Genomic DNA, 21,981 nt, shown 5'->3' with positions numbered 1-21,981 from the left:
GGACAATGGAGGCGTGAAGTCGTACGTGAACAGGGCAAACCCCGGAGTGAACCTGCCGGCACTGCGCGGGCACAACGCCGCGCTCGTGCTCGATCTGCTGCGCGCGGCGGGCGAGGCGGGCATCAGCCGTCTGGAGCTCGCCGAGCGCACGGGGCTCACTCCGCAGGCGGTCAGCAAGATCACGGCGAGGCTGCGGGCGGAGGGTCTTGCCGCGGAGGCGGGACGCCGCGCCTCGACGGGCGGCAAGCCCCGCACCGTGCTCCGCCTCGTCCCCGCGGCGGGTCACGCGGTCGGCCTCCACCTGGACCGGGACGAGCTGACGGCCGTCCTCGTCGACCTGACCGGCACGGTCGTCGCTGAACGCCGCGCCCCGCTCGCCTTCGGCGCGGGCGCGCAGGCGGTGGTCGAGGCGGCGGCGGGGGAGGTGCGGGAGCTCCTAGAGGGGGAGGCGGGGGAGGAGGGTGGTGGCGGGGGTGCGTGGCCGGTTTCCGGGGTCGGGGTCGCGTTGCCCGGGCCGCTCGATCATGCCGAGGGCGTGCTGCACCGGGTCACCGGGTTCCCGGAGTGGGACGGGTTCGCGCTGCGCGACGAGCTCGCGGAACGGCTCGGGCTGCCCGTCGCGGTCGACAAGGACACCAACGCCGCCGCGCTCGGGCTCGCCCTCGCGGGCGCCGCGGACTCCTTCGCGTACCTCCATCTGGGCACGGGGCTCGGTGCCGGGCTCGTGCTCGGTGGCGCCCTCCATCGCGGTGCCCGTACCGGTGCGGGCGAATTCGGGCATCAGGTGCTGCAGTTGGACGGCCCGCGGTGCGAGTGCGGGGACCGGGGGTGCGTCGAGGCGCTCTGCCTCGCGGCCGTCGCCCGGGGCGAGTTCGAGGAGGCGGCGCGGGTGCTCGGCACGGCCGCGGGCAACCTCGTCGGCCTCCTCGACATCGACCGTGTCCTGCTCGGCGGCCGGACCGTCTTCGCCGAGCAGGACCTTTTCGTACGAGGGGTGGGCGCGGTCGTCGCCGAGCGGGTGCGGCGCGGGGGCGGGGGAGGGGCGGTGCCGGTTCCCGTGCCGGTGAGCCTCGCCCCCGGCGGGGAGCGCGCCGTCGCGGAGGGCGCGGCCCAGCTCGTCCTCGCGCCCCTCTTCGGCCGCGCGGACGTGGTCTTTCCCGCCCGCCTGGGCTGAGGCCGGAGCTGAGCGGGGCGCAATGCGCGGGGACGGGAATCTCGCCTGATTGAGGGGACTCCGGCGGGCCGATCGGTCCTATCGGGCGGTGGCGGGACGGCTGGGAAGGGCGGAGGTGGCAGGGTCTCGGCCCATGGCGCGAGGACCGTTCCCCGGTTCCGCCCCGGTTCTGCCCCGGTTCACCCCGGGCTCCCGTCCCCCTGCCTGTCCCCCTGTCCCCGCCCATATCCCGCCTGTCCCCCTGCCCGTCCGGCTCCCGGGCCCGGCTCCTCGCACCCGGCTCCCGTTCGCCGCTGCCCGCTCAGCAAAGGTTCGGTTCTTCATGCGCTTCCGCAGGTCTCTCGCTCTCGGCATCACCACCGCAGTCGCCGCCCTCGCACCCGTCGCCGTAGGCGGGGTGTCCGCGGGGGCCACCGGGGGCGGGGTGCGGGACGGCGGCCGGGTCTGCGCGGGGGTGGAGCCGAGAGGCGGGGTGGGGGCTGTGGAGGTTCCCTGCGACGCTGCCCGAAGGGACGTCGTCGCCCGAAGCGCCGCCGACCGGCCCACCTGTGCCTCCACCGACCGTGCCGACTTCCCCCTCGACACCCGCATCCACCGGGGGCCCGCCGCCTACGAGCCGGGCGGCGAGCGGCAGGAGTGGACGCTCGACCTCACCAACACGACCGACGAGACCTGCGGCAACATCCACCCGATCCTCGTCCTCGTCGACCAGGAGCGGACGTTGAAGGCCCGGCAGGTCCGCCTGGAGTTCGACGACGGGAAGCGCGAGCGGACCGTGGCCTTCCAGAAGACCGCGCGGGGCGAGAACATCGGCGTCTTCGGCGGCGGCTTCCCCGGGTTCACCGTCGGCCCCGGCCGGACCGTCACCGTCAAGGTCCGCCTCGCCTTCGCCGACGACACCGCGGCCAACCACGCAGTGGCATCCGCCGCGCTCGTCCAGCGCAGGGACGACGACGGCGACTGGGTCGGCGAATCCAACAACTACCCCTTCGACATCGCACCCGAAGGCACGGTCGTCCCCTCGGGGAGCCCGTCCACCGAACGCCTCGAAGAGCTCGCCGAGACCGGGCCAGGCACCCCGCTCGGCGCGGGACTCGCCGTGGGCGCCGCCCTCCTGGGCGCGGGCGCCCTCGCCGTGGGGGCGCTGCGCCTGCGCGCGGCGGGGAAGCGCTGAACGGGATCCCACCTCGAGCCACCTCGACGCACCTCGCCCCCCTCGATCCCCCTCAACTTCCCCCGCCACCCCACGTTCACCCACCCGTTCACGTACGTCTGCGAACATCCCCAGGTGGACAACCCGAACCCCGTACCCGCCTCCCCGCACCCTTCCCCGCAGCTTCCCGCCCACCTCCTGGAGCAGGCGCCGGGCGCGCCCATCCGGTCCGGCATTCCCGAGCACGGGCGCATCCCGAAGTACTACGCCGTGAAGGCCAGGATCGCGGGGCTCATCGAGGAGTTGGGGGACGGGCAGGCGCTGCCCACCGAGCGGGACCTCGCCGAGCGGTACGAAGTGGCGCGGGAGACCGTGCGGCAGGCGTTGCGCGAACTGCTCCTGGAGGGGCGGCTGCGCAGGCAGGGGCGCGGCACCGTCGTCGCCGGTCCCAAGCTGGAGCAGCCGCTGTCGCTCGCGAGCTACACGGAAGGCGTGCGGCGCCAGGGACGTACGCCCGGCCGTAACCTCATCTCCCTCGACCGCTTCCCCTGCCCCGCCCCGCTCGCCGCCGAGATCGGCGCCGAACCGGGCGAGCCCGTCTGGCACATGGAGCGCGTGCTGCTCGCCGACGACGAGCGGGTCGGCCTGGAGAGCACCTACGTCTCCGTGGCCCGCGTGCCGCGGCTCGACGCCGACTTCGAGCCCGACTCCTCCTTCTACGCGTACCTGCGCGACAGCCTCGGCATCTCCTTCGGGGATGCCGACGAGCGGATCGAGACCGTCCTCGCCACTCCGCGAGAGGCGCTCCTCATCGGGACGCCGCCCGCGCTGCCCATGCTGCTGATCCACCGGCTGTCACGGGACACGGACGGTCGGCCGCTGGAGCGCGTCCGCACCCTCTACCGCGGGGACCGGTTCTCCTTCACCACCCATCTCGGCTCCAGCTGAACCGTTTCCCCGACGACGGGGCATGGAGCACCACTCACACTCATATAACGAGAACGTAACGGGTCTAGTCCAAGCTTGGGTGCCCGTTCACCGTCCCGTTGCCCACCCGCCCCGCGCGGGTCACCGGCCCCCAGCAGCGTTGCCACCGTGAGAGTCATCGTCGTAGGAGCCGGCGTGGTGGGAACCATGCACGCCTGGCACGCAGTGGAGCGCGGCCACGAGGTCGTACAGATCGAGCGCGAGAGCGAGGCCCGCGGGGCGTCGCTCCGCAACTTCGGACAGATATGGGTGAGCGGCCGGGCGGGCGGCGAAGAGCTCGACACCGCCCTGCGCGCCCGCGAGCTGTGGGAGGGCATCGGCGAGCGTGTGCCTGGCCTGGGCTTCCGGGCCAATGGCTCCCTCACCCTCGTCCGCAACGAGCGCGAGCGCGCCGTCGCCGAGGCCGCCCTGGCCCGCCCGGACGCGGCGGCCCGCGGGTACAAACTGCTCGCGCCCGACGAGGCGCGGGCCCTCAACCCGGCCCTGCGGGGCGAGTTCAGCGCGGGGCTGTGGTGCGAGCGGGACGCGGCCGTGGAGCCGCGCACCGCCCAGCTGCGGCTGCGGGAAGCGCTGTTGAAGTCGCCCCGCTACACCTTCCTGCCGGGCCGCGAGGTCCGTGCGGTCGTCGGCGAGAGCGCCGTGCGCGACGACCACGGCGACGTGCACACCGGCGACGTCGTCGTCCTCGCCACCGGCGCCTGGCTCGGCGGGCTCGTCCGCGAGCTGGCCGGACCCGACCTGCCCGTGCGCCGCGTGCGGCTGCAGATGATGCAGACCGAGCCCCTCGGCGAACCGCTCACCACCTCCGTCGCCGACGCGGACAGCTTCCGCTACTACCCGGCGTACACGTCGGACGCCCTCGACGCGCTCAACGCCGGGCAGGCGCAGACCCCGACCGCCGCCGCGCACAAGATGCAGCTGCTCATGGTGCAGCGCAAGGACGGCGGCCTGACCATCGGCGACACCCACGAGTACGAGCACCCCTTCGCCTTCGACACCGTCGAGGACCCCTACGACCACCTCACCGAGGTCGTCGAGGGCTTCCTCGGCCGCCCGCTGCCGAAGATCAGGCGGCGCTGGGCCGGGGTGTACGCGCAGTGCGTCGACACGAGCCGTGTCGTGCACCGGCAGCAGGTGCGGGACGGCGTGTGGCTGGTCACCGGGCCCGGCGGGCGCGGCATGACCTGCTCGCCCGCCATCGCCGAGCAGACCGCAGACGAACTGGGATGGTGAGGAAGTTGACGAAGACCACGGACGACAAGGCCACGGACGACAGCCGGATCGGCCTCGTCGTGCTCGACATGGCCGGGACCACCGTCGCCGACGGAGGCCTCGTCGAGCAGGCCTTCGCCGCCGCCGCGCGCGAACTCGGCGTCGAGCCCGACTCGGCGGACCACGCCGCGAAACTGGAGTACGTCCGCACCACCATGGGCGAGTCCAAGATCTCCGTCTTCCGGCACCTGTTCGGCGAGGAGAAGCTCGCGCAGCAGGCCAACACCGCCTTCGAGACGGCGTACGGGTCGCTGGTGGACGGCGGCCGCATCGCCCCGATCCCCGGCGCGCGGGAGGCCATCGAGGAGCTGGCGGACGACGGCAGGACCGTCGTCCTGACCACCGGATTCGCCCGCGTCACCCAGAACGCCATCCTCGACGCGCTGGGCTGGCGGGACCTGGTCGGCCTGACCCTGTGCCCCGCCGACGCGGGCGGCCGCGGGCGCCCCTACCCGGACATGGTGCTCAGCGCCTTCCTGCGGACCGGCGCCGTGGACGGCGTGCGGGACGTCGCCGTCGCGGGCGACACGGTCTACGACATGCTCAGCGGCGTACGCTCCGGCGCCTCCGTCGTCGCGGGCGTGCTGACCGGCGCCCACGGCGGCACGGCGCTGCGCGAGGCGGGCGCCACCCACGTGCTCGGCTCCGTCGCCGAACTGCCCGCCCTGCTCCGGGGAGACGGCTGATGGGCAGCGGCATCCGCTTCGACCGGGTCAGTGTCGCGTACGACGGGAACACCGTCCTCGACTCCCTCGACCTGACCGTCGAGCCCGGCGAGGTCATGGCGCTGCTCGGGCCCTCCGGGTCCGGCAAGACCACCGCGCTGCGGGCCGTCGCGGGGTTCGTGCGGCCCGCGTCCGGGCGGGTGTTCATCGGGGAGCGCGACGTCACGGGCCTGCCGCCGCACCAGCGTGGCATCGGCATGGTCGTGCAGCAGTACGCGCTCTTCCCGCACATGCGCGTCGAGGACAACGTCGCCTTCGGCCTGAAGGCACAGAAGGCGGCCAAGGGCGAGATTTCCGGGCGGGTCGCCGAGGCCCTGGAGATGACGGGGATGGCCGCGTACGCCAAGCGGTATCCGCGCGAGCTGTCCGGTGGGCAGCAGCAGCGGGTCGCCATTGCGCGGGCGCTCGCCATCCGGCCGGGGGTGCTGCTGCTCGATGAGCCGCTGTCCGCGCTGGACGCGCAGCTGCGGTCCGGCATGCTGGCGGAACTCGCCCGGCTGCACCGGGAGTTGCCGGACGTCTCCATCCTGTACGTCACGCACGACCAGGTCGAGGCGCTCACCCTGGCCGACCGGATCGCCGTCATGGACCGGGCCCGGCTGCAGGACTGCGGAACGCCGCAGGAGCTCTACCGGGCGCCCCGCACGGAGTTCACCGCGTCCTTCGTGGGCAACGCGAACCTCCTCGCGGTGACGGTGGGACCGGCGGGGGTCACGCTCGGCGGGACCGAGCTCAAGGTCGACACGGGGGGCGTGGCCGCCGGGGTGACGGCCACGCTGTGCGTGCGGCCGCATCTGGTGGGGCTCGGGGAGGGGCCGAACGCCCTCACCGGGCGGGTCACCGAGGTCCAGTGGCGGGGCGCCACCCACCGGTTGTACGTCGATGTCGCGGGGGAGCGGGTGAAGGCGGACCTCCGTGAGCTGCGGACGCCGCCCGCCATCGGGGACACGGTCACTGTGCACTTCGCGCCCGAGGATGCGGTGCTCCTGGCCGGAGGGGTGACCGATGGGTAGTCCTGCTGAGCGCCTCGCTTCGAGTGAACCGGCACGGGTGGGAGGTACCCGAACCGAGGCCGGGCCCCGGACCCGCAAAGCACCCGCGTTCGTGTGGGCCCTGCCCCCCGTCGCCCTCCTCGGTGTCTTCTTCCTCTACCCCCTCTTCCTCGTCGTCCAGCAGTCCCTGCAGCCCGACACCGGTGGGACCTCGTTCCAGCCCTACTCCGACGTCTTCGCCTCGGAGGCGTTCCGGGAGGCGCTCGGGACCACTGTGTGGCTGGCGCTCGGGGCGACCGTGGGATGTCTCGTCCTCGGGTTCGCGCTCGCGCTGGTCATCGCCTTCGTGCCGTTCCCCGGCGGGAAGGCCGTCGCGAAGTTCATCGACGTGTTCCTCTCCTTTCCCTCCTTCCTCATCACCCTTGCCCTCCTCTTCATCTACGGGACCAAGGGCATGGCGAACGGCGTGTGGACGGATGCGACGGGCGCCGCCGAGGGGCCGTTCCAGTTCCTGACCACGCCGTGGGGCGTGCTGCTCGCCGAGATCACGTACTTCACGCCCTTCGTGATGCGGCCCCTGCTCGCCGCGTTCTCGCAGATCGACACCGCGCAGATCGAGGTCGCCTCCAGCCTCGGCGCCCGGCCCGCCCGCATCGTGCGCCGCGTCATCCTGCCCGAGGCGCTGCCCGCGCTCGCCGCCGGCGGCAGCCTCGTCCTCGTCATGTGCCTGAACGAGTTCGGGATCGTCCTCTTCACGGGGGCGAAAGGGGTCACGACCCTGCCGATGCTCGTGTACAGCAAGGCGATCCTCGAGTCCGACTATCCGGCGGCGTGTGTCGTCGCCGTCGTCAACATCGCGATTTCCGTGGGCCTCTACGGCCTCTACCGGGTGGTGAGCCGTCGTGTTGGTGCATAGCCGCAAGGGGAAGTGGGCCACCTGGGTCCTGTTCTTCGTGCTCTTCCTGCCGCTCTTCGCGCTGCCGCTGCTCGTGATCCTCATGGCGTCGTTCTCCGAGCACTGGTCGGGCGCGTTCCCGTCCGGCTTCACCGGTGAGCACTACGCGTCGGCCACCCGCGGCGACTCGCTGCGGGCCCTCACCACCAGCCTGGTCACCGCGGTCGCCGCCAGCCTGCTCGCGCTCACCGTCGGGTCCTGGGCCGCGCTCGCCGGGGCCTCGATGAAGCGGGGCGGCAAGAAGCTCCTCGACGCGCTGTTCGTGCTGCCCGTCGCCGTGCCGTCCGTGGTCGTCGGCCTCGCGGTCCTCGTCGCGTTCAGCAAGCCGCCGATGATCCTCAACGGCACGAGCTCGATCGTGATCCTCGCGCACGCCATTCTTGTCACGGCGTTCGCCTACCAGTCGGTCTCGGCTGCCATCATGCGTCTCGACCCGGCGTACGAACAGGCCGCCGCCTCGCTCGGCGCCCGGCCCTCGTACGTCCTGTGGAAGGTGAAGCTGCCGCTCCTGCTGCCGTCCCTGACGGCGGCCGCCGGGCTCTGCTTCGCGCTGTCCATGGGCGAGTTGAGCGCCACGATGATGCTCTACCCGCCGGACTGGATGCCGCTGCCCGTGCAGATCTACGCGGCCACCGACCGCGGCTCCACCTTCACCGGCGCCGCCGTCGCGACGGTCCTCATGGCGGCCACCCTGCTCGTCCTGCTGGCCGTCTCCCGCATCCGCACCCGCGCCTCCTACCGCTGAACCCGCCCCGTCCCACGGCTCTTCAAGGAGTACGAAACGCCATGTCACGCCTTATCCGAGTCCGCCACGCCCGCACGGTCGCCGCCGTCACCGGCAGCCTCGTCCTCGCCGGATCCCTCACCGCGTGCGGCGGCAGCTCCGCCGCGTCCGACGAGAAGGTCGTCACCGTCTACAGCGCCGACGGCCTCAAGGGCGAGAACGGCGACGGCTGGTACGACCGGGTCTTCAAGGACTTCGAGAAGAAGACCGGCATCAAGGTGAACTACGTGGAGGGCGGCTCCGGCGAGATGGTGCAGCGCGCCGTCCGCGAGAAGTCCAACACGCAGGCCGACGTCCTCATCACCCTGCCGCCCTTCATCCAACAGGCCGATGAGAAGGGCTTGTTGCAGTCCTACGAGCCCAAGGGCTCGGAGCAGGTCGACGGCGCCGACAAGGCCGCCGACGGCAAGTGGACCTCCGTGGTGAAGAACTACTTCGGGTTCATCTACAACAAGAAGGAGCTGAGCGGCGGCAAGGCGCCCGAGACGTGGGAGGACCTCACCGACGGCTCGTACAAGAACAAGGTGCAGTACTCCACGCCCGGCGTCGCGGGCGACGGCACCGCCGTGCTCATCAAGGCGATGCACGACTTCGGCGGCAAGGAACCGGCGATGGAGTACCTGAAGAAGCTGCAGACCAACAACGTCGGCCCGTCCGCCTCCACCGGCAAGCTCGCGCCCAAGGTCGACAAGGGCGAGCTGCTCGCCGCCAACGGTGACGTCCAGATGAACTACGCGCAGTCCAAGGACATGCCGAACCTCGGCATCTGGTTCCCGGCGACCGCGAAGAACCCGGACAGGCCCACCACCTTCGCGCTGCCCTACGCTGCCGGGCTCGTCGGCAAGGCCCCGCACAACGCCAACGCGAAGAAGTTCCTCGACTTCATGCTCGGCCAGGAGGCGCAGCGGCAGGTCAGCGAGATCGGCGGCGGCTTCTCCGCCCGCAAGGACGTCAAGGCCACCGACGCCAACGCCATCGCCCTCGACAAGATCATCGAGGGTGTGGAGGTCTTCGAGCCGGACTGGGCGGACGTCTCCGAGAACCTGCAGTCGTACGTGGAGGACTGGAAGTCGGCGACCGGTAGCTGACAGTTCACCGTCGTACCCCTGGCCCCAGGGGGTTCGGTAGCGAAAAGATAACGGGTATGGACCCAACGCCCCTGGTTCTCCGGGGGCGTTGGTGTGCGCCGCCCCCCACCACGTCTTCCGGAGGACCACGTGTCGTCAGGTATCACCCGCCGTTCACTGCTCGTCTCCACCGCGGCCGCCGCCCTCGCCGCAGGGCCGCTCGCGGCCACCGCCAGAGCCGCCGCCAAGACCCCCAAGGTGCTCGTCATAGGCCTCGACGGCGCCCTGCTCAACAGAGTCAAGGACGCGGACACCCCCACCCTCAAGGGCCTGATGGCCGCGGGCCTCACCGCGCCCAGCGCCCTCTACAGCAACCCGCTCGCGCCCACCTCGTCAGGGCCCGGCTGGTCGACGCTCATCACCGGCGTCTGGCCCGACAAGCACAAGGTCGTGAACAACGAGTTCACCGGCCACCAGCTCGCCGCCTACCCGGACTTCATGACCCGCGTCGAGGCGGCCAAGCCCTCCTTGCGGACGTACGCCGTCGCGTCCTGGAACCCCATCACCGACATCATCTTCTCCGCGAAGGTCGACACCCGGGTCTCCACGCCGTCCGCCGAATACGACACGGGCACCACGGCACGCGCCGTCGCCGAGCTCGGCAAGGGCAACCCCGACGCGGTCTTCGTCCAGCTCGACAACGTCGACCACGCGGGCCACAGCAGCGGCGCGGCGAGCCAGGCCTACCTCGATGCGCTGCACGGCGTCGACACCCAGGTCGGGCAGCTCCTCGCCGCCGTCAAGTCCCGTGCCACGTACGGGAACGAGGAGTGGCTCGTCATGATCACCGCCGACCACGGGCACACCGACGCGGGCGGCCACGGCGGCTCGACCTGGGCCGAACGCCAGACGTTCCTGATCGCCACGGGACCCACCCTCACCGCGGGCTCCGTCCGCCACGACGTCCGCATGCCCGACGTCGCCGCGACCGCCCTCGCCCACCTCGGCATCGCCATCGACCCGGCCTGGGGCCTGGACGGCCGCCCCGTCCAGCAGCCGAGGCCCGACGACTTCGACGCCCTGCGCCCGGCACTGGGCGGTCCCGTGGACGAAGGCGGCATCGGCGCGGGCGTCATCGGCTTCACGCACACGCCGCCGAGCGGCTGGACCGTCGACAACGCGAGGATGGGCACCGGCGGCGTCACCGAGTGGCGCGGCTGGTCCTTCACGACGGACGAGTTCTGGACCAAGGCCGAGCGCGACCAGCGGCGCGAGAACAACATCCGCGCCCGCGGCGTCTTCGCGGTCGCGGACGGCGACGAGTGGAGCGACAAGACGGTCTCGGGCACCTTCGACTCGACGCTGAGCAGCCCCTCGTACGACGTACGGGGCGGGGCACGGGCGACGCTCACGTACACGACGTACTACCGCCACGAGGCCCCGCAGAAGGGCGAGGTGCTCGTCTCCTACGACGGCGGTACGCCGACGGCGGTCAAGACGTACACGGCGGACACCCCCTCCGTCGTGGAGAACATCGCGCTCCAGGTCCCCGCGGGTGCACGGAAGGCCCGGGTCCATTTCCGTTACACCGGGGCCAACAACTGGTACTGGACCATTGACGGGGTCAAGATCGCGGGTTCCTGATTAGGCTGTGGGCGTCGGCACAGCGCTGTCCCGGCGCCCCAGCAACCCCGTACACCGCAGGAGTGCACCCCATGGCAGAGCGCAAGCCCATCGAATCGTGGCTCACCGACATGGACGGCGTGCTCATCCACGAGGGAGTGCCGATCCCCGGCGCCGACGCCTTCATCAAGAAGCTGCGCGAGTCGGGCAAGCCCTTCCTGGTCCTGACGAACAACTCCATCTACACCGCGCGCGACCTCCAGGCCCGGCTGACCCGGATGGGCCTCGAAGTGCCCGTCGAGAACATCTGGACCTCCGCGCTCGCCACCGCCAAGTTCCTCGACGACCAGCGCCCCGGCGGCACCGCGTACGTCATCGGGGAGGCGGGCCTGACCACCGCCCTGCACGACATCGGGTACGTCCTCACCGACCACGACCCGGACTACGTGGTCCTCGGCGAGACCCGCACGTACTCCTTCGAGGCCATGACCAAGGCCGTCCGCCTCATCAACGGCGGGGCCCGCTTCATCTGCACCAACCCCGACGAGACGGGCCCCTCCACCGAGGGCCCGCTGCCCGCCACCGGGGCCGTCGCCGCGCTGATCACCAAGGCGACCGGCCGGCGCCCCTACTTCGCGGGCAAGCCGAACCCGCTGATGATGCGGACCGGGCTGAACGCGATCGGCGCGCACTCGGAGACCAGCGCCATGATCGGCGACCGCATGGACACGGACGTCCTCGCCGGGCTCGAAGCGGGCATGGAGACGTTCCTGGTGCTCACGGGCCTCACCTCGCGGGCCGACATCGACCACCACCCGTTCCGGCCCTCGAACGTCGTGGACTCCATCGCCGACCTGGTGGACCGCATCTGACAGGACCGGGCCCGACCGGGCCGCCGCCCGTTTGCCGCATCAAGATGCGGAGCCGCCCGCGCCGAGTGAACCTCGTAGATGGAGGTTCACGATGCGTATATGTTCCCTTGCTCTCCGTGGGGCAGGAGTGGCCGTCGCCCTGGCGGTCGTCCTGCCCGCAGGCGCGGCCCAGGCCCACGAGGACGGCTCCGTACGGGCCACCGTCTCCCCGGCAAGCACCGCACCCGGCGCCACCGTGGAGGTGAGCGTGACGGGCTGCAGCGGCACGACCGGTACGGCAGGGTCGGGGGCCTTCGAGGGGGACGCCGACCTCACCGGCCGTGACGGCGACAAGTACGCGCTCAGCGGCAGCGCCCGGATCAAGCACGACGTCTCCGGCACCTACGACGTCACGGTCACCTGTGACGGCCACCCGCACCAGAGCGCGGGCACCGTCCGGATCGAGCGGCACCATCCGGACCCGGTCTCCCCGGTACGGGCAGGTGGCGGCGGCACCGCACAGCTGACCACCGCCGCGACCGCGGAGGCGAACGAGGCCGGACCCGGCACCCGGCACGCCGTGATCGGCCTGATCCTCGCGGGGGTCGCCGCCGTCGCGGTGGCGTTCCGCAGCGTCCGCCGACGCCGCTCCGAGTGACGGGCGGGACGCCACCGTGTCCGGCGCCGAACGCGCTTCCGGGTCGGGACGGCTCCTGACCGGAGTCGCCTGGGCGGTCCTCCTGGTCGGCCTCTGCCTCTGGGGTAGCGACATCGCGGGCCTGCGCGGCGGGCTGTCCGCGCCCGCCACGGGCGACGTGGCCGCGGTCGGCCGCCCCCTCGGCGTCGAACTCCCGCCCGCACACGACCCGTTGGAGCCCGCGAGGCCCGAGCGCGTCGACGTGCCTTCGCTGAAGGTGCGGGCCCCGGTGACGGCCCGCGGCCTGGACGGCGACGGCGCGATCGACCCGCCGCCCTTCGCGCAGTCCGGCACGGTCGGCTGGTACGGCGGCGGCACCCGCCCAGGCGCCCCCGGCGCGGCCCTCTTCGTCGGCCACGTCGACACGGAGACCGAGCCCGCCGTCTTCTACGACCTCAGCACCCTGCGCCCCGGCGAGAAGGTCGAGGTCTCCCGGGACGACGGCAAGGTCGCCGAGTTCACGGTGGAGGACGTACAGGTCGTCAACCGCGACCGCTTCGACGCGAAGAAGGCGTACGGCCCGCACGAGGACGGCCGCGCGGAGCTGCGCCTGATCACCTGCGGCGGCACCTTCGACAAGAACGCCCGCACCTACACGGCGAACGTGATCGTCTCCGCGTACCTCACCGATGTGAGCGCATAGGGGCACCGAGAAGTACCGGTCCCGGTACGCAACCCGTACCTGGCCCGGTCGGCGGCCCGCTCCCCCCGGAGCCGCCGACCGGGCTGGTCCTCGACCGCGCGCGCACGAGCTGCGGGAGAAACCCGGCGCCGGCGCGGGAGGTACGGGGACCATTCCCGAATGACGGAATGGTCGACTTGGCCGGGGGCTTGGGCCGTGTCACCGACTTTAGAACGAATGAGCGCGTGGGCCTAGAGGCGATGGCGACGGAATGACGCCAAGTCGCGCATCCCTCTCCCTCCGTGATCACCGCAGGTGGGGTCCCTGCATCAGGAAGGTTCGGACCTGCCCCGACGGAGCGCTTCCGCGTCGATCTTGCCTCTGATCACTTGGGTGGCCACCAGGTCGATGACCTGCTGTTCTCTCCGTGCGTAACCCCGCAGCGCCGCGAATGCCTCGTCCATGCCGGTGTTCCAGCGCTCGGCCAGCAGACCTTTGGCTTGTTCCACGTGAATACGGCTGTCCAACGCCGTCTGCAGCTGTTCGGAGAGCACCCGGCAGGCGGAGTGGGTGCGGTGATTGTGCAGTCCCGTGGCCGCGGCATTGGCGAGAGTCTGCGCGATGCGCATCCCGCGTTCGGACGTCACCCGATGTCCGGGCCGCTCGTCCCCATTCGCCGCCGCCACAAAGATGTTGAGCACGCCAAGTATCGTGTCGTCCCGCCTGATCGGTACCGCGTACGTCTCCTCGATGCCGTTCTCGCCCGCCCGCTCGGCGAACTCCGGCCAGCGGGCCCCGGCGCCCTCGGGGCAGATCCGCATCGGCGGCACCGGCTCCCCGGTGTCGAAGCTCTCGACGCACGGACCGCCGCAGTACTGAACCTCCAGCAGCCCCCGCACCGCCACCTGTTGGCGACCGCAGGGGACGATGCGCACCTCTTCCTCCCCGCCGGTGTACATCACGCCGACGCCGCGGGCGTCGACAAGCTCCTCGCAACGGTCCGCGAGCCACTCCAGATAGCGATCGAGGTCGAAGTCGTCGGTCAGGGTGTCCGTGGTTTCCACCAGAATGTCCGCAAGCCGCAGTTCCCTGTCGCGGTCTCGCATGCCCCATCCACCTCCACTCCCCGCGGACTGCGCCTACCCCGGCCGGGCGGGCTGTAACAGCTCTCCTACAGCTCTCTGCGCAGCGCGGGCGGGCCTCGTGGGCAGGGAGGACGTGTGTCAGGATTGAGAAACGGACAGTGCACCCGAGGGGGAGTGGATGTACCGCAATAGCGCCGGTCGCGGGCACGGTTTCGCGGCCATGGGGATGCGGACGGGGGTGGCGCTCGCGGGGGCCGCGCTGCTCCTCGTCGGATGCTCCTCCGGCGGTGACTCGGACGGCGATTCGTCCAGTCCCCACGTGAAGCAGCAGCCCAAGGGCAAGGATCCGTACTGGGTCAATCCGGACGGCAACGCGGCCAACCAGGTCGAGGCGTACGCCAAGGACGACAAGAAGGACGACGCCGACCAGATCCGGAAGATCGCCGAGCAGCCGGTCGCCGAGTGGCTCGTCCCGGAGAACGCGGAGGACCAGGCGCGCGGCTTCACCGAGGCGGCGGAGAAGGCCGACCGGGACGCCCTGCTGGTCCTCTACAACATCCCGCACCGCGACTGCGGTCAGTACTCGGGCGGCGGCGCGGCCGACGGCAACGCGTACCGCGCCTTCGTCGACCAGGTCGCCAAGGGCATCGGCGACCGCCACGCCACGGTGATCCTGGAGCCCGACGCGGTCCTCCACATGGTCGACAACTGCACGCCCCAGGAGTTCCACGAGGAGCGGTACGACCTCCTCAACGGCGCCATCGGCAAGCTCAAGTCCCTGAAGAACACCAAGGTGTACCTGGACGCGGGCAACGCGGGCTGGAAGAACCCCGACTCCCTCTGGGAGCCCCTGAAGCGGTCGGGCGTCGAGCAGGCCGACGGCTTCTCGGTGAACGTCTCCAACTTCCAGACCACCGCGGTCAGCACGGAGTTCGGCAAGAAGCTGTCGGCGAAGATCGGCAACAAGCCGTTCGTCATCGACACGGCGCGCAACGGCAACGGGCCGTACAGCAAGGGCAAGGACCCCTGGTGCAACCCGCCGGGCCGGGCGCTCGGTGAGACCCCGACCACGAAGACGTCCGACCCGCTCGTCGACGCGTACCTCTGGGTCAAGCGGCCCGGCGAGTCCGACGGGACGTGCCGGGGTGGCCCGAAGGCGGGCGAGTGGTGGCCCGAGTACGCGCTGGGCCTGGCGAAGGCGTCCCGTTAGGGGCGCGGGGAACTGCGCGATCAGCCCACGAAAAGCCGCAGCCGCATCTGCCGAGTAACTCGGCAGATGCGGCTGCGGCTTTGTTGTGGTTGCTCGCGCAGTTCCCCGCGCCCCTGAAGCGCCCTCCGGGCGCCCCCTACGGCACCTTCACCCACTGCGCCTTGCTCGGCGTGCCCTGATCGTCCGTCACGAAGAGCATGTACCAGCCGGACTCGACCACGCTGCGGTTCTTCGGGACCGTCACCGTGACCTTGCCCGCGGACTTCTTCAGGTCGAGTGCGATCGACGTCTGGTCGATGTCCGTGACGTGCGTCGACGCACTCGGCTTGATGAGGCGGGCCGTCTCGATGGACGAGGAGTGCTTGGTCGGGAACGTTCCCGACCCGCCCCGTGCGATCGTCTTCGGCCCCGCGCCCAGCGACGGCTGCGAACCGTGGTACAGGTACGGCGGCGTGTAGATCTCGATGCGCTGCTCGAAGACGCCCGGCTTCGTGTTGGCCTTGTCGGCGTAGAGCGAGTCGGAGCCGAAGAACATCACGCGGCCGTCGGGGAGCAGGATCGAACCGGAGTGGTAGTTGCGCCCCACCTCGGGGTCGGCCACCCGCTTCATCTCACCGGTCTTCGCGTCGTAGATCCGCGCCTGGTGGATGTTGGAGTCGCCGCGCCCGCGGTAGTCCTCGGAGCCGCCGGAGATCAGCACCGAGTCGTCGGGCAGCGTCGAGATCTGCGGATAGCGCGTGCCCTTCTCCAGCGAGGGGCCGTCCGTGAACTTCGGGGCGTCCGCCTTCAGGTCGACGATGCGGGTCTTCTCGCTGGACTCCTCGGACTCGCCGACACCGCCGCCGCCGACCACCATGTACTTCTGGTCCTGGGCGGGCGGCAGTTCGACCGTGCCGGAGGTCTCCATGAGCTTCGGGTCGCTCAGCCCCGGGATGCCCTGCCACTTGTTGGTCTGCAGATTCCAGACGCCGGGCTTGCGGCCGACGTCGTCCGGGCCGTAGCCCGCGTTGGAACCGGAGTAGAAGAGCTTGCCGTTGGCCATCTGGAAGATCGCCGGGTACGTCGGGAACTGCCGGATGCCCTTGGTGTACGTCCACTTCTTGGTCTTGGGGTCGTACACCTCGTTCTTGCCCGGGACCAGCTGGCCGATCTCGTCGAGGCCCGAGGTGGAGAGGATCTTGCCGTCGGTGAGCGTGGTCAGCGTGGGGTACCAGCGCGCCTCGTTCATCGGGTCGACCTTGATGTACCGCTCGGCGATCGGGTCGAACTCGAAGGTGTCCTTGATCCCCTGGAAGTCCTTCTTGTCCAGGGCGAGCTTCTCCGCCATGCCGTAGACGTTGCGGGTGTCGGCGCCCTTCAGGCCCTGGATGCGGTAGTTGTCCTGGGTGCCCGTCTCGTACTTGGCGCCGCTCTTCTGCGCCTCGACGTAGACCCGGCCGAGGCCCGGCTCGGTGCGCACGAACGCGCCGGTCTGCGGGTCGAAGACCTTCTTGGCCTTCTCCACCAGGATGTTGTCCTGGGAGACGAACGTCTTGCCGGTCTTCTTGCCGGTGAACTTCGTCCCCGCGGGGATCGTCTTCGGCTCGTCCGGGTCCTCGTTGTGGACGACCATCAGGCCGCCCGCCTTGGTGATGTCGCCCTTCAGCTTCTCGTAGCGCTGCGTGCCGCCCGCGATCAGCAGATTGCCGTTGCCCAGCTGGGTGTGGCCCGTGCAGAACAGGTCGGTGGGCGTCGGGATCTTCTTGATGGTGTTCTTGACCGGGTCCCACAGCCGGGTGTCGAACTTCTTCTTGTCGAAGTTCTTCTGGTTGTTGCCGGACCCCGCGACCATCAGGACCTTGCCCGTGTGCAGCAGCGCCGCGTGGATGGTGTTCTGGCGGTACTCCTCGGGGAAGTCCAGGACCTCCCAGTGGCCGTTGTCCGCCTTGTACTCCGGCTTGTTGATCTTGTAGTCGTGGTACTTCTCGGAGCCCACGCGCCACAGCCAGGGGCCGTTCATCCCTGCCAGCGCAAGGACGACCGCCGCGCCTATCGCGATGCGGCGGGCGCGGCGGCGGCTGGAACGGTCTTTCATTTCTTACGTCCCCCAAGGGAAATCTGCATGGTCTGGTCGGGCGCCGCCCAGCTGGGCTTCTGCTGCGGGGCGTGCGGCAGGGGCGCCGTGGCGTCGCGCTGCTGCGGCACCGTCGTGTCCGGCCCCTGCGGCGGCCCGGAAGTCCCGGCCTGCTCGGGGGGCTTGGGCTTCTTCTTGTCCTGGCGCATGCCCCACCGCCACGCGAAGATCGGCGCGGCCGTGATCAGCAGGGCGAAGGTGGCCCAGGTGATCATCGCGGGGTGCGAGTGCCCGTACATGAAGGAGGCGGCCATCGAGGCGGCGAAGACCAGGATGAAGAACAGGTGGATCCGGAAGGTCCCGAACAACGTGTCCGGGCTCGCCGAGTCGCCCTTGGGGGTCACCACGAACTTGCTCTTGCGGCGCAGCGCGGCGTCGAGCAGCGAGCGCGCGTAGATCGGCGCGGAGAGCGCCGACATCACCATGCCCGCCACACCGCCGGAGCCCTCGGGCTCGTGCGGGGAGACGTTGTGCCTGCGGTTCCAGATGTACAGGCCGATCTGCAGCGCCGAGGCGTTGCCGTACAGCATCAGCCAGATGGTCGGGTCGATGTTCACGCCGGACGCGCCGAGACCCAGGAACAGCGCACAGCTCAGCGCAGCCAGGATCCAGTTCATGGCGGACATCGGGTAGAAGATGACCATCATCGTGTAGTTGAAGAGGCGGCCGGGCGGCAGCGAGAACGGTGCCTTCCAGAACTGCTTGAGGATCGTCTCGTACGTGCCGCGGGACCAGCGCAGCTGCTGGGTGAAGAAGTCCGTCCAGGCGTTGGGGCCCTCGCCGACCGCGAGCACGTCCGGGGTGTAGACCGACTTCCACTTCTTGCCGGTCGCCGGGTTCGTGGCGCGGTGGATCTCGAAGCCCGTCGCCATGTCCTCGGTGATCGAGTCGTACAGGCCGCCGATCTGCTTCAGGGCCCTGATGCGCACCGCGTTGGACGTGCCGACGAACATCGGGGCGCCGTACGCGTTGCCCGCGCGCTGGATCAGTGCGTGGAAGAGGAACTGCTGGGACTCGGCGGCCTTGGTGACGAAGTTGTCGTAGTTGCCGTAGACCTGCGGGCCGATGACGAAGCCGACGTTCTCGTCGCGGAAGAAGCCGAGCATCCGCTCCAGGTAGTTCGGCATCGGGACGTGGTCGGTGTCGACCGATGCGAAGTAGTCGTAGTCGTCGCCGTGCGCGTCGAGCCAGGCGTTGTAGTTGCCGTGCTTGGTCTTGGCGCGGTGCGGGCCCTTCGCCATGTTCCACTTCGCGACGCCCTTGCGGGAGAAGTGGTGCACGCCGAGCCTTCGGCAGACTTCCTTGACCTCAGGGTCGTCACCCTCGTCGAGGAGCCAGACGTGCATCAGGCCGCGGTGCCGGATCTTGACCGCGGCCTCCAGCGTCTTCGTCACCATCTCGATCGGCTCCTTGCCGGGCACGAACGAGGTGAGGAAGGCGACTCTGGTGCCGGTCTCGGGCACCACCGGGATCGGGTCGCGGGCGACGAGCGTCGCGTGCGCGTTGGAGAGCACGTTCATGCAGCGGAAGAACTCGATCAGACCGATCGATATGAGCATGACGACGTCGAGGACCGGCAGCCACTCGTTGGCGACGTAGTCCCGCTTCGTCCAGTGCTCGGGCTGGAGCAGCCAGCCGAGCAGCACGAGCGAGAGCAGCGGGGCCGCTCCCAGCATGAGCGCGGCCCGTACCTTGTGCGGCTCCTGCGAGAGCAGCGAGCGGTACTTCACCTTGTACGGCTTGCTCGGGTCGGGCTGCGTCAGCGGCCCGGCGAGCCTGCTGTAGTGCTCATAGTCGTACCGCGGCAGGGTCTTCTTGATTCTTCGGAAACCACCCGTCCTGTGCGACGGCACCCTGAGCTGTGTCGTCTCTGACGGGTCGTTCTGCCGCGCGCCCGTCGGCGTCGACGTCATGAGTCATCCCCCCGCACGCGGTCCCCCGCGTGTTCGTAGGTCGTTCCGTTCGCTCCGGTTCCCCTCGGCCTTTGCGAACGCATCAGCGGCAGGCCACCGTCTCCTTAGACATAGAACGGCGACCTTCCGGTTGCATGATGCCCCCCTCGACATCGCTTCATGAACGGGACCCCCGTCCCTGTCCCGCCGCGGTCGTTTCGGGCCCCCAACTGCCCCGTATCGCCCGCCTCATGAGAGCCAATGGCTCCAGGACAGGGTTCTACGCCTCACGGCATGATCGCAAGGGCGAAACAAGGGGTTTACCGGTCATACGAGCGATTTGAGGCGTCTGCTGGGACTGGTGTTCCCAGGCGGGTTCGGATGTTACCGAAGTGCTCACGTATGGCCAGCTCAGCGCGGGCGGCGTCACCCGAGCGCACCGCCTCCAGGATCTCGCGGTGCTGACGACAGGTGATCTTGGGGTCCTGTGGTACGTCCACCAGGTCCGTCCTGACCCGGTGGAAAGCGTCCCAAAACGCCTCCAGAACCTCACCGAGGAGCCGATTTCCCAGACCGCGGTACAGCGTGGCGTGAAACGCACGGTCGGTCTCGGCGCGCACGGCACCCTCCGCGGACGCCGCCTCGGCCTCCATCCGTGCGACGAGCACGTCGAGTTCGGCCAGGTCGGCGTCGGGTACGCGGCCCGCGAGGCGTGCGATGAGCCCCGTCTCCACGGCCTCCCGCAGCTCCAGGAGCTGGAGCAGGCTGTCCTCGCCGCGATAGTGGCCAGCGACCGTGCGGAAAGCGAGGCCCTCGATCATCGGTGCGACGGACATCGGGCCGACATACGTACCGAAACCGTGCCGGATCTCTACGATCCCCATGGCCTGGAGCGCCTTGAGGGCCTCCCGCACGGAGTTCCTGCTGACGCCCAGGCGCGCCATCAGCTCGGGCTCGGTCGGCAGCGAGGCCCCGGAGGGCAGCCTCGAATCGATGATCAGCTTCTTGATCCGCTCCTGGATGTCTCGCGCCATGGCGACACGGTAGCGGTACGCGCACGGGGTCAGGCCCCGGACGGGAACGACGAAGGCCCTCCGCGTGAACGGAGGGCCTTCGCTGTCTGTGCGCCGCCAGGGACTCGAACCCCGGACCCGCTGATTAAGAGTCAGCTGCTCTAACCAACTGAGCTAGCGGCGCCTGCTGACCTGGAGAACTCTACCGGACGTCCGGGGGTGCTCAGGACCACCGGCGGCCGCCCCCGCGGGGCCCGTGCGGTGCCGGGGAGTGGAGCGGGCGGGGCCGGTGCGTCATTCGGACCGTCAACATGCGGTATCCCTGCACAGTTGAGAAACTGACGGACGTGCAGATGCGCGAACATTCTTTTCTGGGGTGTGAGGGGAATCGCATGGAGGCCGCTCCGGTATTCGAGGAATTCACCCCCGAGAGCGACTGCGACTGTCCCGGCTGTATTCACTGGCGGCGCACGGCGCCGCACGCTCTCCCGCTGCGGCTCGGCGGCCATCCGGCGGCGCACGGCGCGCGCCGCGCCCTCGTCCTCGCCGCGGCGGCGGGCACCGTGCTCGGCGGCCAGACGCTGCCCGCGGCGGCATCCGTCGAGGTGGGAGGCCACCTGGCGGGTACGGGCGCGGTCCCGGCCGAGGACGGCCCCGGTACCCCGCAGGGCGGCGCGAGCCCACTGCACGGCCGTCCGGCCACCGCGGCGCCCGGCCCGCCGGGAGTGGCCGCCGTCCGGGCGACCACCCGGGCGGCGATCATCAACCGGGCCAAGAAGTGGGTCGCGGCGAAGGTGCCGTACAGCATGGACAAGTACTGGTCCGACGGCTATCGGCAGGACTGCTCGGGCTTCGTCTCGATGGCCTGGAACCTGAGCGGAAACGAATGGACGGGCAGCCTGGGCACCTATGCGGTGCGCATTGCCAAGGACGATCTGCAGCCCGGCGACATTCTTCTGTTCCACAATCCGGCGGACCCCAACAAGGGCTCGCACGTGACCCTTTTCGGGGGCTGGACGGACTACACGCACTCGCATTACATCGCATACGAACAGGCGCGTCCGTACGCCAGGAAACAGGCCACCCCCTATGCCTACTGGACCAACGGAAACAGCTATCTGGCCTATCGCTACAAGGGCGTGGGCGGCGGCTCACCGGGCGGCTCGGGCACGTCGGGCCCCGCCTCGGCCCTGTACCCGGGCGCGGGGTCCTTCGGGCCGGGGGCGAACAACAAGTACGTGACGCAGCTCGGCAAGGCGCTGGTGGCCCGGGGCGGCAAGCGGTTCTACCGGTCGGGGCCAGGGCCGCGCTGGAGCGACGCGGACCGCAGGGCGACGCAGGCGTTCCAGCGGGCGCAGGGCTGGCGGGGCAAGGACGCGGACGGTCTGCCGGGGTCGACGACGTGGGCGTACCTGATGAAGGGGAAGGGCCGGGACATTCCGGGGGCGGGCGCCTCCGGTGCCCCTGGCGGCGCGGGCCGGAGCGCGGGCGCGCCCGCGTACCCCGGCCGGGACGTCTTCCGGCCGGGCCGCTCGGACCCGGCGATCGAGCGGCTCGGCAGACAGCTGGTGAAGAAGGGCTTCGGCAGGCACTACGTGCGGGGCCCGGGTCCGGCCTGGAGCGAGAGCGACCGGCGCAACGTGGAGGCGTTCCAGCGGGCCCAGGGCTGGCGGGGTGCGGCGGCCGACGGCCATCCGGGTCCTGAGACGTGGCGGCGGTTGTTCCGGTGAGCACGAACAAGATCGAGGCACGAACAAGATCGAGGC

Annotated in this window: 19 protein-coding genes and 1 tRNA gene; 15 read left to right on the top strand and 5 right to left on the bottom strand. The window is 70.4% G+C overall.

Features of this window, described 5'->3' with window-relative positions; genetic code table 11:
* Positions 1-13 precede the first annotated feature (13 nt).
* From ABZV77_RS33040 to ABZV77_RS32980, 13 genes are all read left to right on the top strand, one after another.
* The gene (locus ABZV77_RS33040) at positions 14-1,174 is read left to right on the top strand and encodes an ROK family transcriptional regulator (RefSeq protein WP_356264950.1); all 1,161 of its coding nucleotides are present in this window, start codon (positions 14-16) and stop codon (positions 1,172-1,174) included.
* A gap of 322 nt (positions 1,175-1,496) precedes the next feature.
* Positions 1,497-2,348 carry a hypothetical protein gene (locus ABZV77_RS33035; protein WP_356264947.1) on the top strand — a complete coding sequence of 284 codons (852 nt, stop codon included), beginning with the start codon at positions 1,497-1,499 and terminating at the stop codon, positions 2,346-2,348.
* Between the two features lie 177 nt (positions 2,349-2,525).
* Entirely contained in the window at positions 2,526-3,275 is a 750-nt protein-coding gene (locus ABZV77_RS33030) for a GntR family transcriptional regulator (protein WP_356265201.1), read from the top strand.
* A 147-nt stretch (positions 3,276-3,422) separates the two neighbouring features.
* A complete protein-coding gene (locus ABZV77_RS33025) occupies positions 3,423-4,547 on the top strand; it encodes a TIGR03364 family FAD-dependent oxidoreductase (protein ID WP_356264944.1) in 1,125 nt (374 codons plus the stop codon).
* A gap of 5 nt (positions 4,548-4,552) precedes the next feature.
* Positions 4,553-5,272, top strand: a complete 720-nt coding sequence (locus tag ABZV77_RS33020; protein WP_356264941.1) for an HAD family hydrolase — start codon at positions 4,553-4,555, stop codon at positions 5,270-5,272.
* Positions 5,272-6,324 carry an ABC transporter ATP-binding protein gene (locus tag ABZV77_RS33015; RefSeq protein ID WP_356264938.1) on the top strand — a complete coding sequence of 351 codons (1,053 nt, stop codon included), beginning with the start codon at positions 5,272-5,274 and terminating at the stop codon, positions 6,322-6,324. The genes ABZV77_RS33020 and ABZV77_RS33015 overlap by 1 nt, the downstream gene beginning before the upstream one ends.
* A 37-nt stretch (positions 6,325-6,361) precedes the next feature.
* A complete protein-coding gene (locus ABZV77_RS33010) occupies positions 6,362-7,219 on the top strand; it encodes a 2-aminoethylphosphonate ABC transporter permease subunit (protein WP_356264935.1) in 858 nt (285 codons plus the stop codon).
* Positions 7,206-8,003 (top strand): ABC transporter permease subunit, encoded by a 798-nt coding sequence (locus tag ABZV77_RS33005; RefSeq protein WP_356264932.1) that lies wholly within the window; start codon positions 7,206-7,208, stop codon positions 8,001-8,003. Before ABZV77_RS33010 ends, ABZV77_RS33005 begins: the two co-directional genes overlap by 14 nt.
* 41 nt (positions 8,004-8,044) lie before the next feature.
* Complete coding sequence (locus ABZV77_RS33000; RefSeq protein ID WP_356264929.1) at positions 8,045-9,130, top strand: 2-aminoethylphosphonate ABC transporter substrate-binding protein; 1,086 nt, start codon at positions 8,045-8,047, stop codon at positions 9,128-9,130.
* Between the two features lie 129 nt (positions 9,131-9,259).
* On the top strand, positions 9,260-10,753 hold the full coding sequence (locus ABZV77_RS32995; protein ID WP_356264927.1) for an alkaline phosphatase family protein: 1,494 nt from the start codon (positions 9,260-9,262) through the stop codon (positions 10,751-10,753).
* A gap of 71 nt (positions 10,754-10,824) precedes the next feature.
* Positions 10,825-11,604 carry an HAD-IIA family hydrolase gene (locus ABZV77_RS32990; RefSeq protein WP_356264924.1) on the top strand — a complete coding sequence of 260 codons (780 nt, stop codon included), beginning with the start codon at positions 10,825-10,827 and terminating at the stop codon, positions 11,602-11,604.
* A 127-nt stretch (positions 11,605-11,731) separates the two neighbouring features.
* On the top strand, positions 11,732-12,241 hold the full coding sequence (locus ABZV77_RS32985; RefSeq protein WP_356264921.1) for a hypothetical protein: 510 nt from the start codon (positions 11,732-11,734) through the stop codon (positions 12,239-12,241).
* Positions 12,242-12,257: 16 nt separating this feature from the next.
* Positions 12,258-12,923 (top strand): class F sortase, encoded by a 666-nt coding sequence (locus ABZV77_RS32980; RefSeq protein WP_356264918.1) that lies wholly within the window; start codon positions 12,258-12,260, stop codon positions 12,921-12,923.
* 308 nt (positions 12,924-13,231) lie between these two features.
* Here the strand turns inward: ABZV77_RS32980 and ABZV77_RS32975 are convergent, their stop codons facing one another.
* Positions 13,232-14,008 carry a GAF and ANTAR domain-containing protein gene (locus ABZV77_RS32975; protein WP_356264915.1) on the bottom strand — a complete coding sequence of 259 codons (777 nt, stop codon included), beginning with the start codon at positions 14,006-14,008 and terminating at the stop codon, positions 13,232-13,234.
* Between the two features lie 205 nt (positions 14,009-14,213).
* On the opposite strand from ABZV77_RS32975, the gene ABZV77_RS32970 reads away from it, so the two are divergent.
* Positions 14,214-15,197, top strand: coding sequence for a glycoside hydrolase family 6 protein (locus ABZV77_RS32970; protein WP_356265198.1), 984 nt, complete (start codon positions 14,214-14,216; stop codon positions 15,195-15,197).
* Positions 15,198-15,333: 136 nt separating this feature from the next.
* On the opposite strand, the gene ABZV77_RS32965 is transcribed toward ABZV77_RS32970, so the two are convergent.
* From ABZV77_RS32965 to ABZV77_RS32950, 4 genes are all read right to left on the bottom strand, one after another.
* Positions 15,334-17,271: a kelch motif-containing protein gene (locus ABZV77_RS32965; protein WP_356264913.1), complete on the bottom strand. Its 1,938-nt coding sequence runs from the start codon at positions 17,269-17,271 to the stop codon at positions 15,334-15,336.
* Entirely contained in the window at positions 17,268-19,223 is a 1,956-nt protein-coding gene (locus tag ABZV77_RS32960) for a glycosyltransferase family 2 protein (RefSeq protein ID WP_356264911.1), read from the bottom strand. Before ABZV77_RS32960 ends, ABZV77_RS32965 begins: the two co-directional genes overlap by 4 nt.
* A 299-nt stretch (positions 19,224-19,522) precedes the next feature.
* Positions 19,523-20,236: a FadR/GntR family transcriptional regulator gene (locus tag ABZV77_RS32955; RefSeq protein ID WP_356264908.1), complete on the bottom strand. Its 714-nt coding sequence runs from the start codon at positions 20,234-20,236 to the stop codon at positions 19,523-19,525.
* A gap of 89 nt (positions 20,237-20,325) precedes the next feature.
* Positions 20,326-20,399, bottom strand: a tRNA-Lys gene (locus ABZV77_RS32950).
* Positions 20,400-20,607: 208 nt separating this feature from the next.
* Here ABZV77_RS32950 and ABZV77_RS32945 point away from each other — a divergent pair.
* Positions 20,608-21,945 carry a peptidoglycan-binding protein gene (locus ABZV77_RS32945; RefSeq protein WP_356264906.1) on the top strand — a complete coding sequence of 446 codons (1,338 nt, stop codon included), beginning with the start codon at positions 20,608-20,610 and terminating at the stop codon, positions 21,943-21,945.
* The last annotated feature ends 36 nt before the right edge of the window (positions 21,946-21,981 follow it).

The organism is Streptomyces sp. NPDC004732, assembly GCF_040609235.1.
Classification (GTDB): domain Bacteria; phylum Actinomycetota; class Actinomycetes; order Streptomycetales; family Streptomycetaceae; genus Streptomyces.
This window is presented reverse-complemented; position numbering and strand designations above follow the sequence as displayed.

Bases quoted from the DNA above. Each gene is read 5' to 3' on its own strand.
- ABZV77_RS33035 (WP_356264947.1), top strand. From the start codon at position 1,497: ATGCGCTTCCGCAGGTCTCTCGCTCTCGGCATCACCACCGCAGTCGCC.
- ABZV77_RS33015 (WP_356264938.1), top strand. From the start codon at position 5,272: ATGGGCAGCGGCATCCGCTTCGACCGGGTCAGTGTCGCGTACGACGGG.
- ABZV77_RS33000 (WP_356264929.1), top strand. From the start codon at position 8,045: ATGTCACGCCTTATCCGAGTCCGCCACGCCCGCACGGTCGCCGCCGTC.
- ABZV77_RS32990 (WP_356264924.1), top strand. From the start codon at position 10,825: ATGGCAGAGCGCAAGCCCATCGAATCGTGGCTCACCGACATGGACGGC.
- ABZV77_RS32975 (WP_356264915.1), bottom strand. From the start codon at position 14,008: ATGCGAGACCGCGACAGGGAACTGCGGCTTGCGGACATTCTGGTGGAA.
- ABZV77_RS32970 (WP_356265198.1), top strand. From the start codon at position 14,214: ATGCGGACGGGGGTGGCGCTCGCGGGGGCCGCGCTGCTCCTCGTCGGA.
- ABZV77_RS32965 (WP_356264913.1), bottom strand. From the start codon at position 17,271: ATGAAAGACCGTTCCAGCCGCCGCCGCGCCCGCCGCATCGCGATAGGC.
- ABZV77_RS32960 (WP_356264911.1), bottom strand. From the start codon at position 19,223: ATGACGTCGACGCCGACGGGCGCGCGGCAGAACGACCCGTCAGAGACG.
- ABZV77_RS32955 (WP_356264908.1), bottom strand. From the start codon at position 20,236: ATGGCGCGAGACATCCAGGAGCGGATCAAGAAGCTGATCATCGATTCG.
- ABZV77_RS32945 (WP_356264906.1), top strand. From the start codon at position 20,608: ATGGAGGCCGCTCCGGTATTCGAGGAATTCACCCCCGAGAGCGACTGC.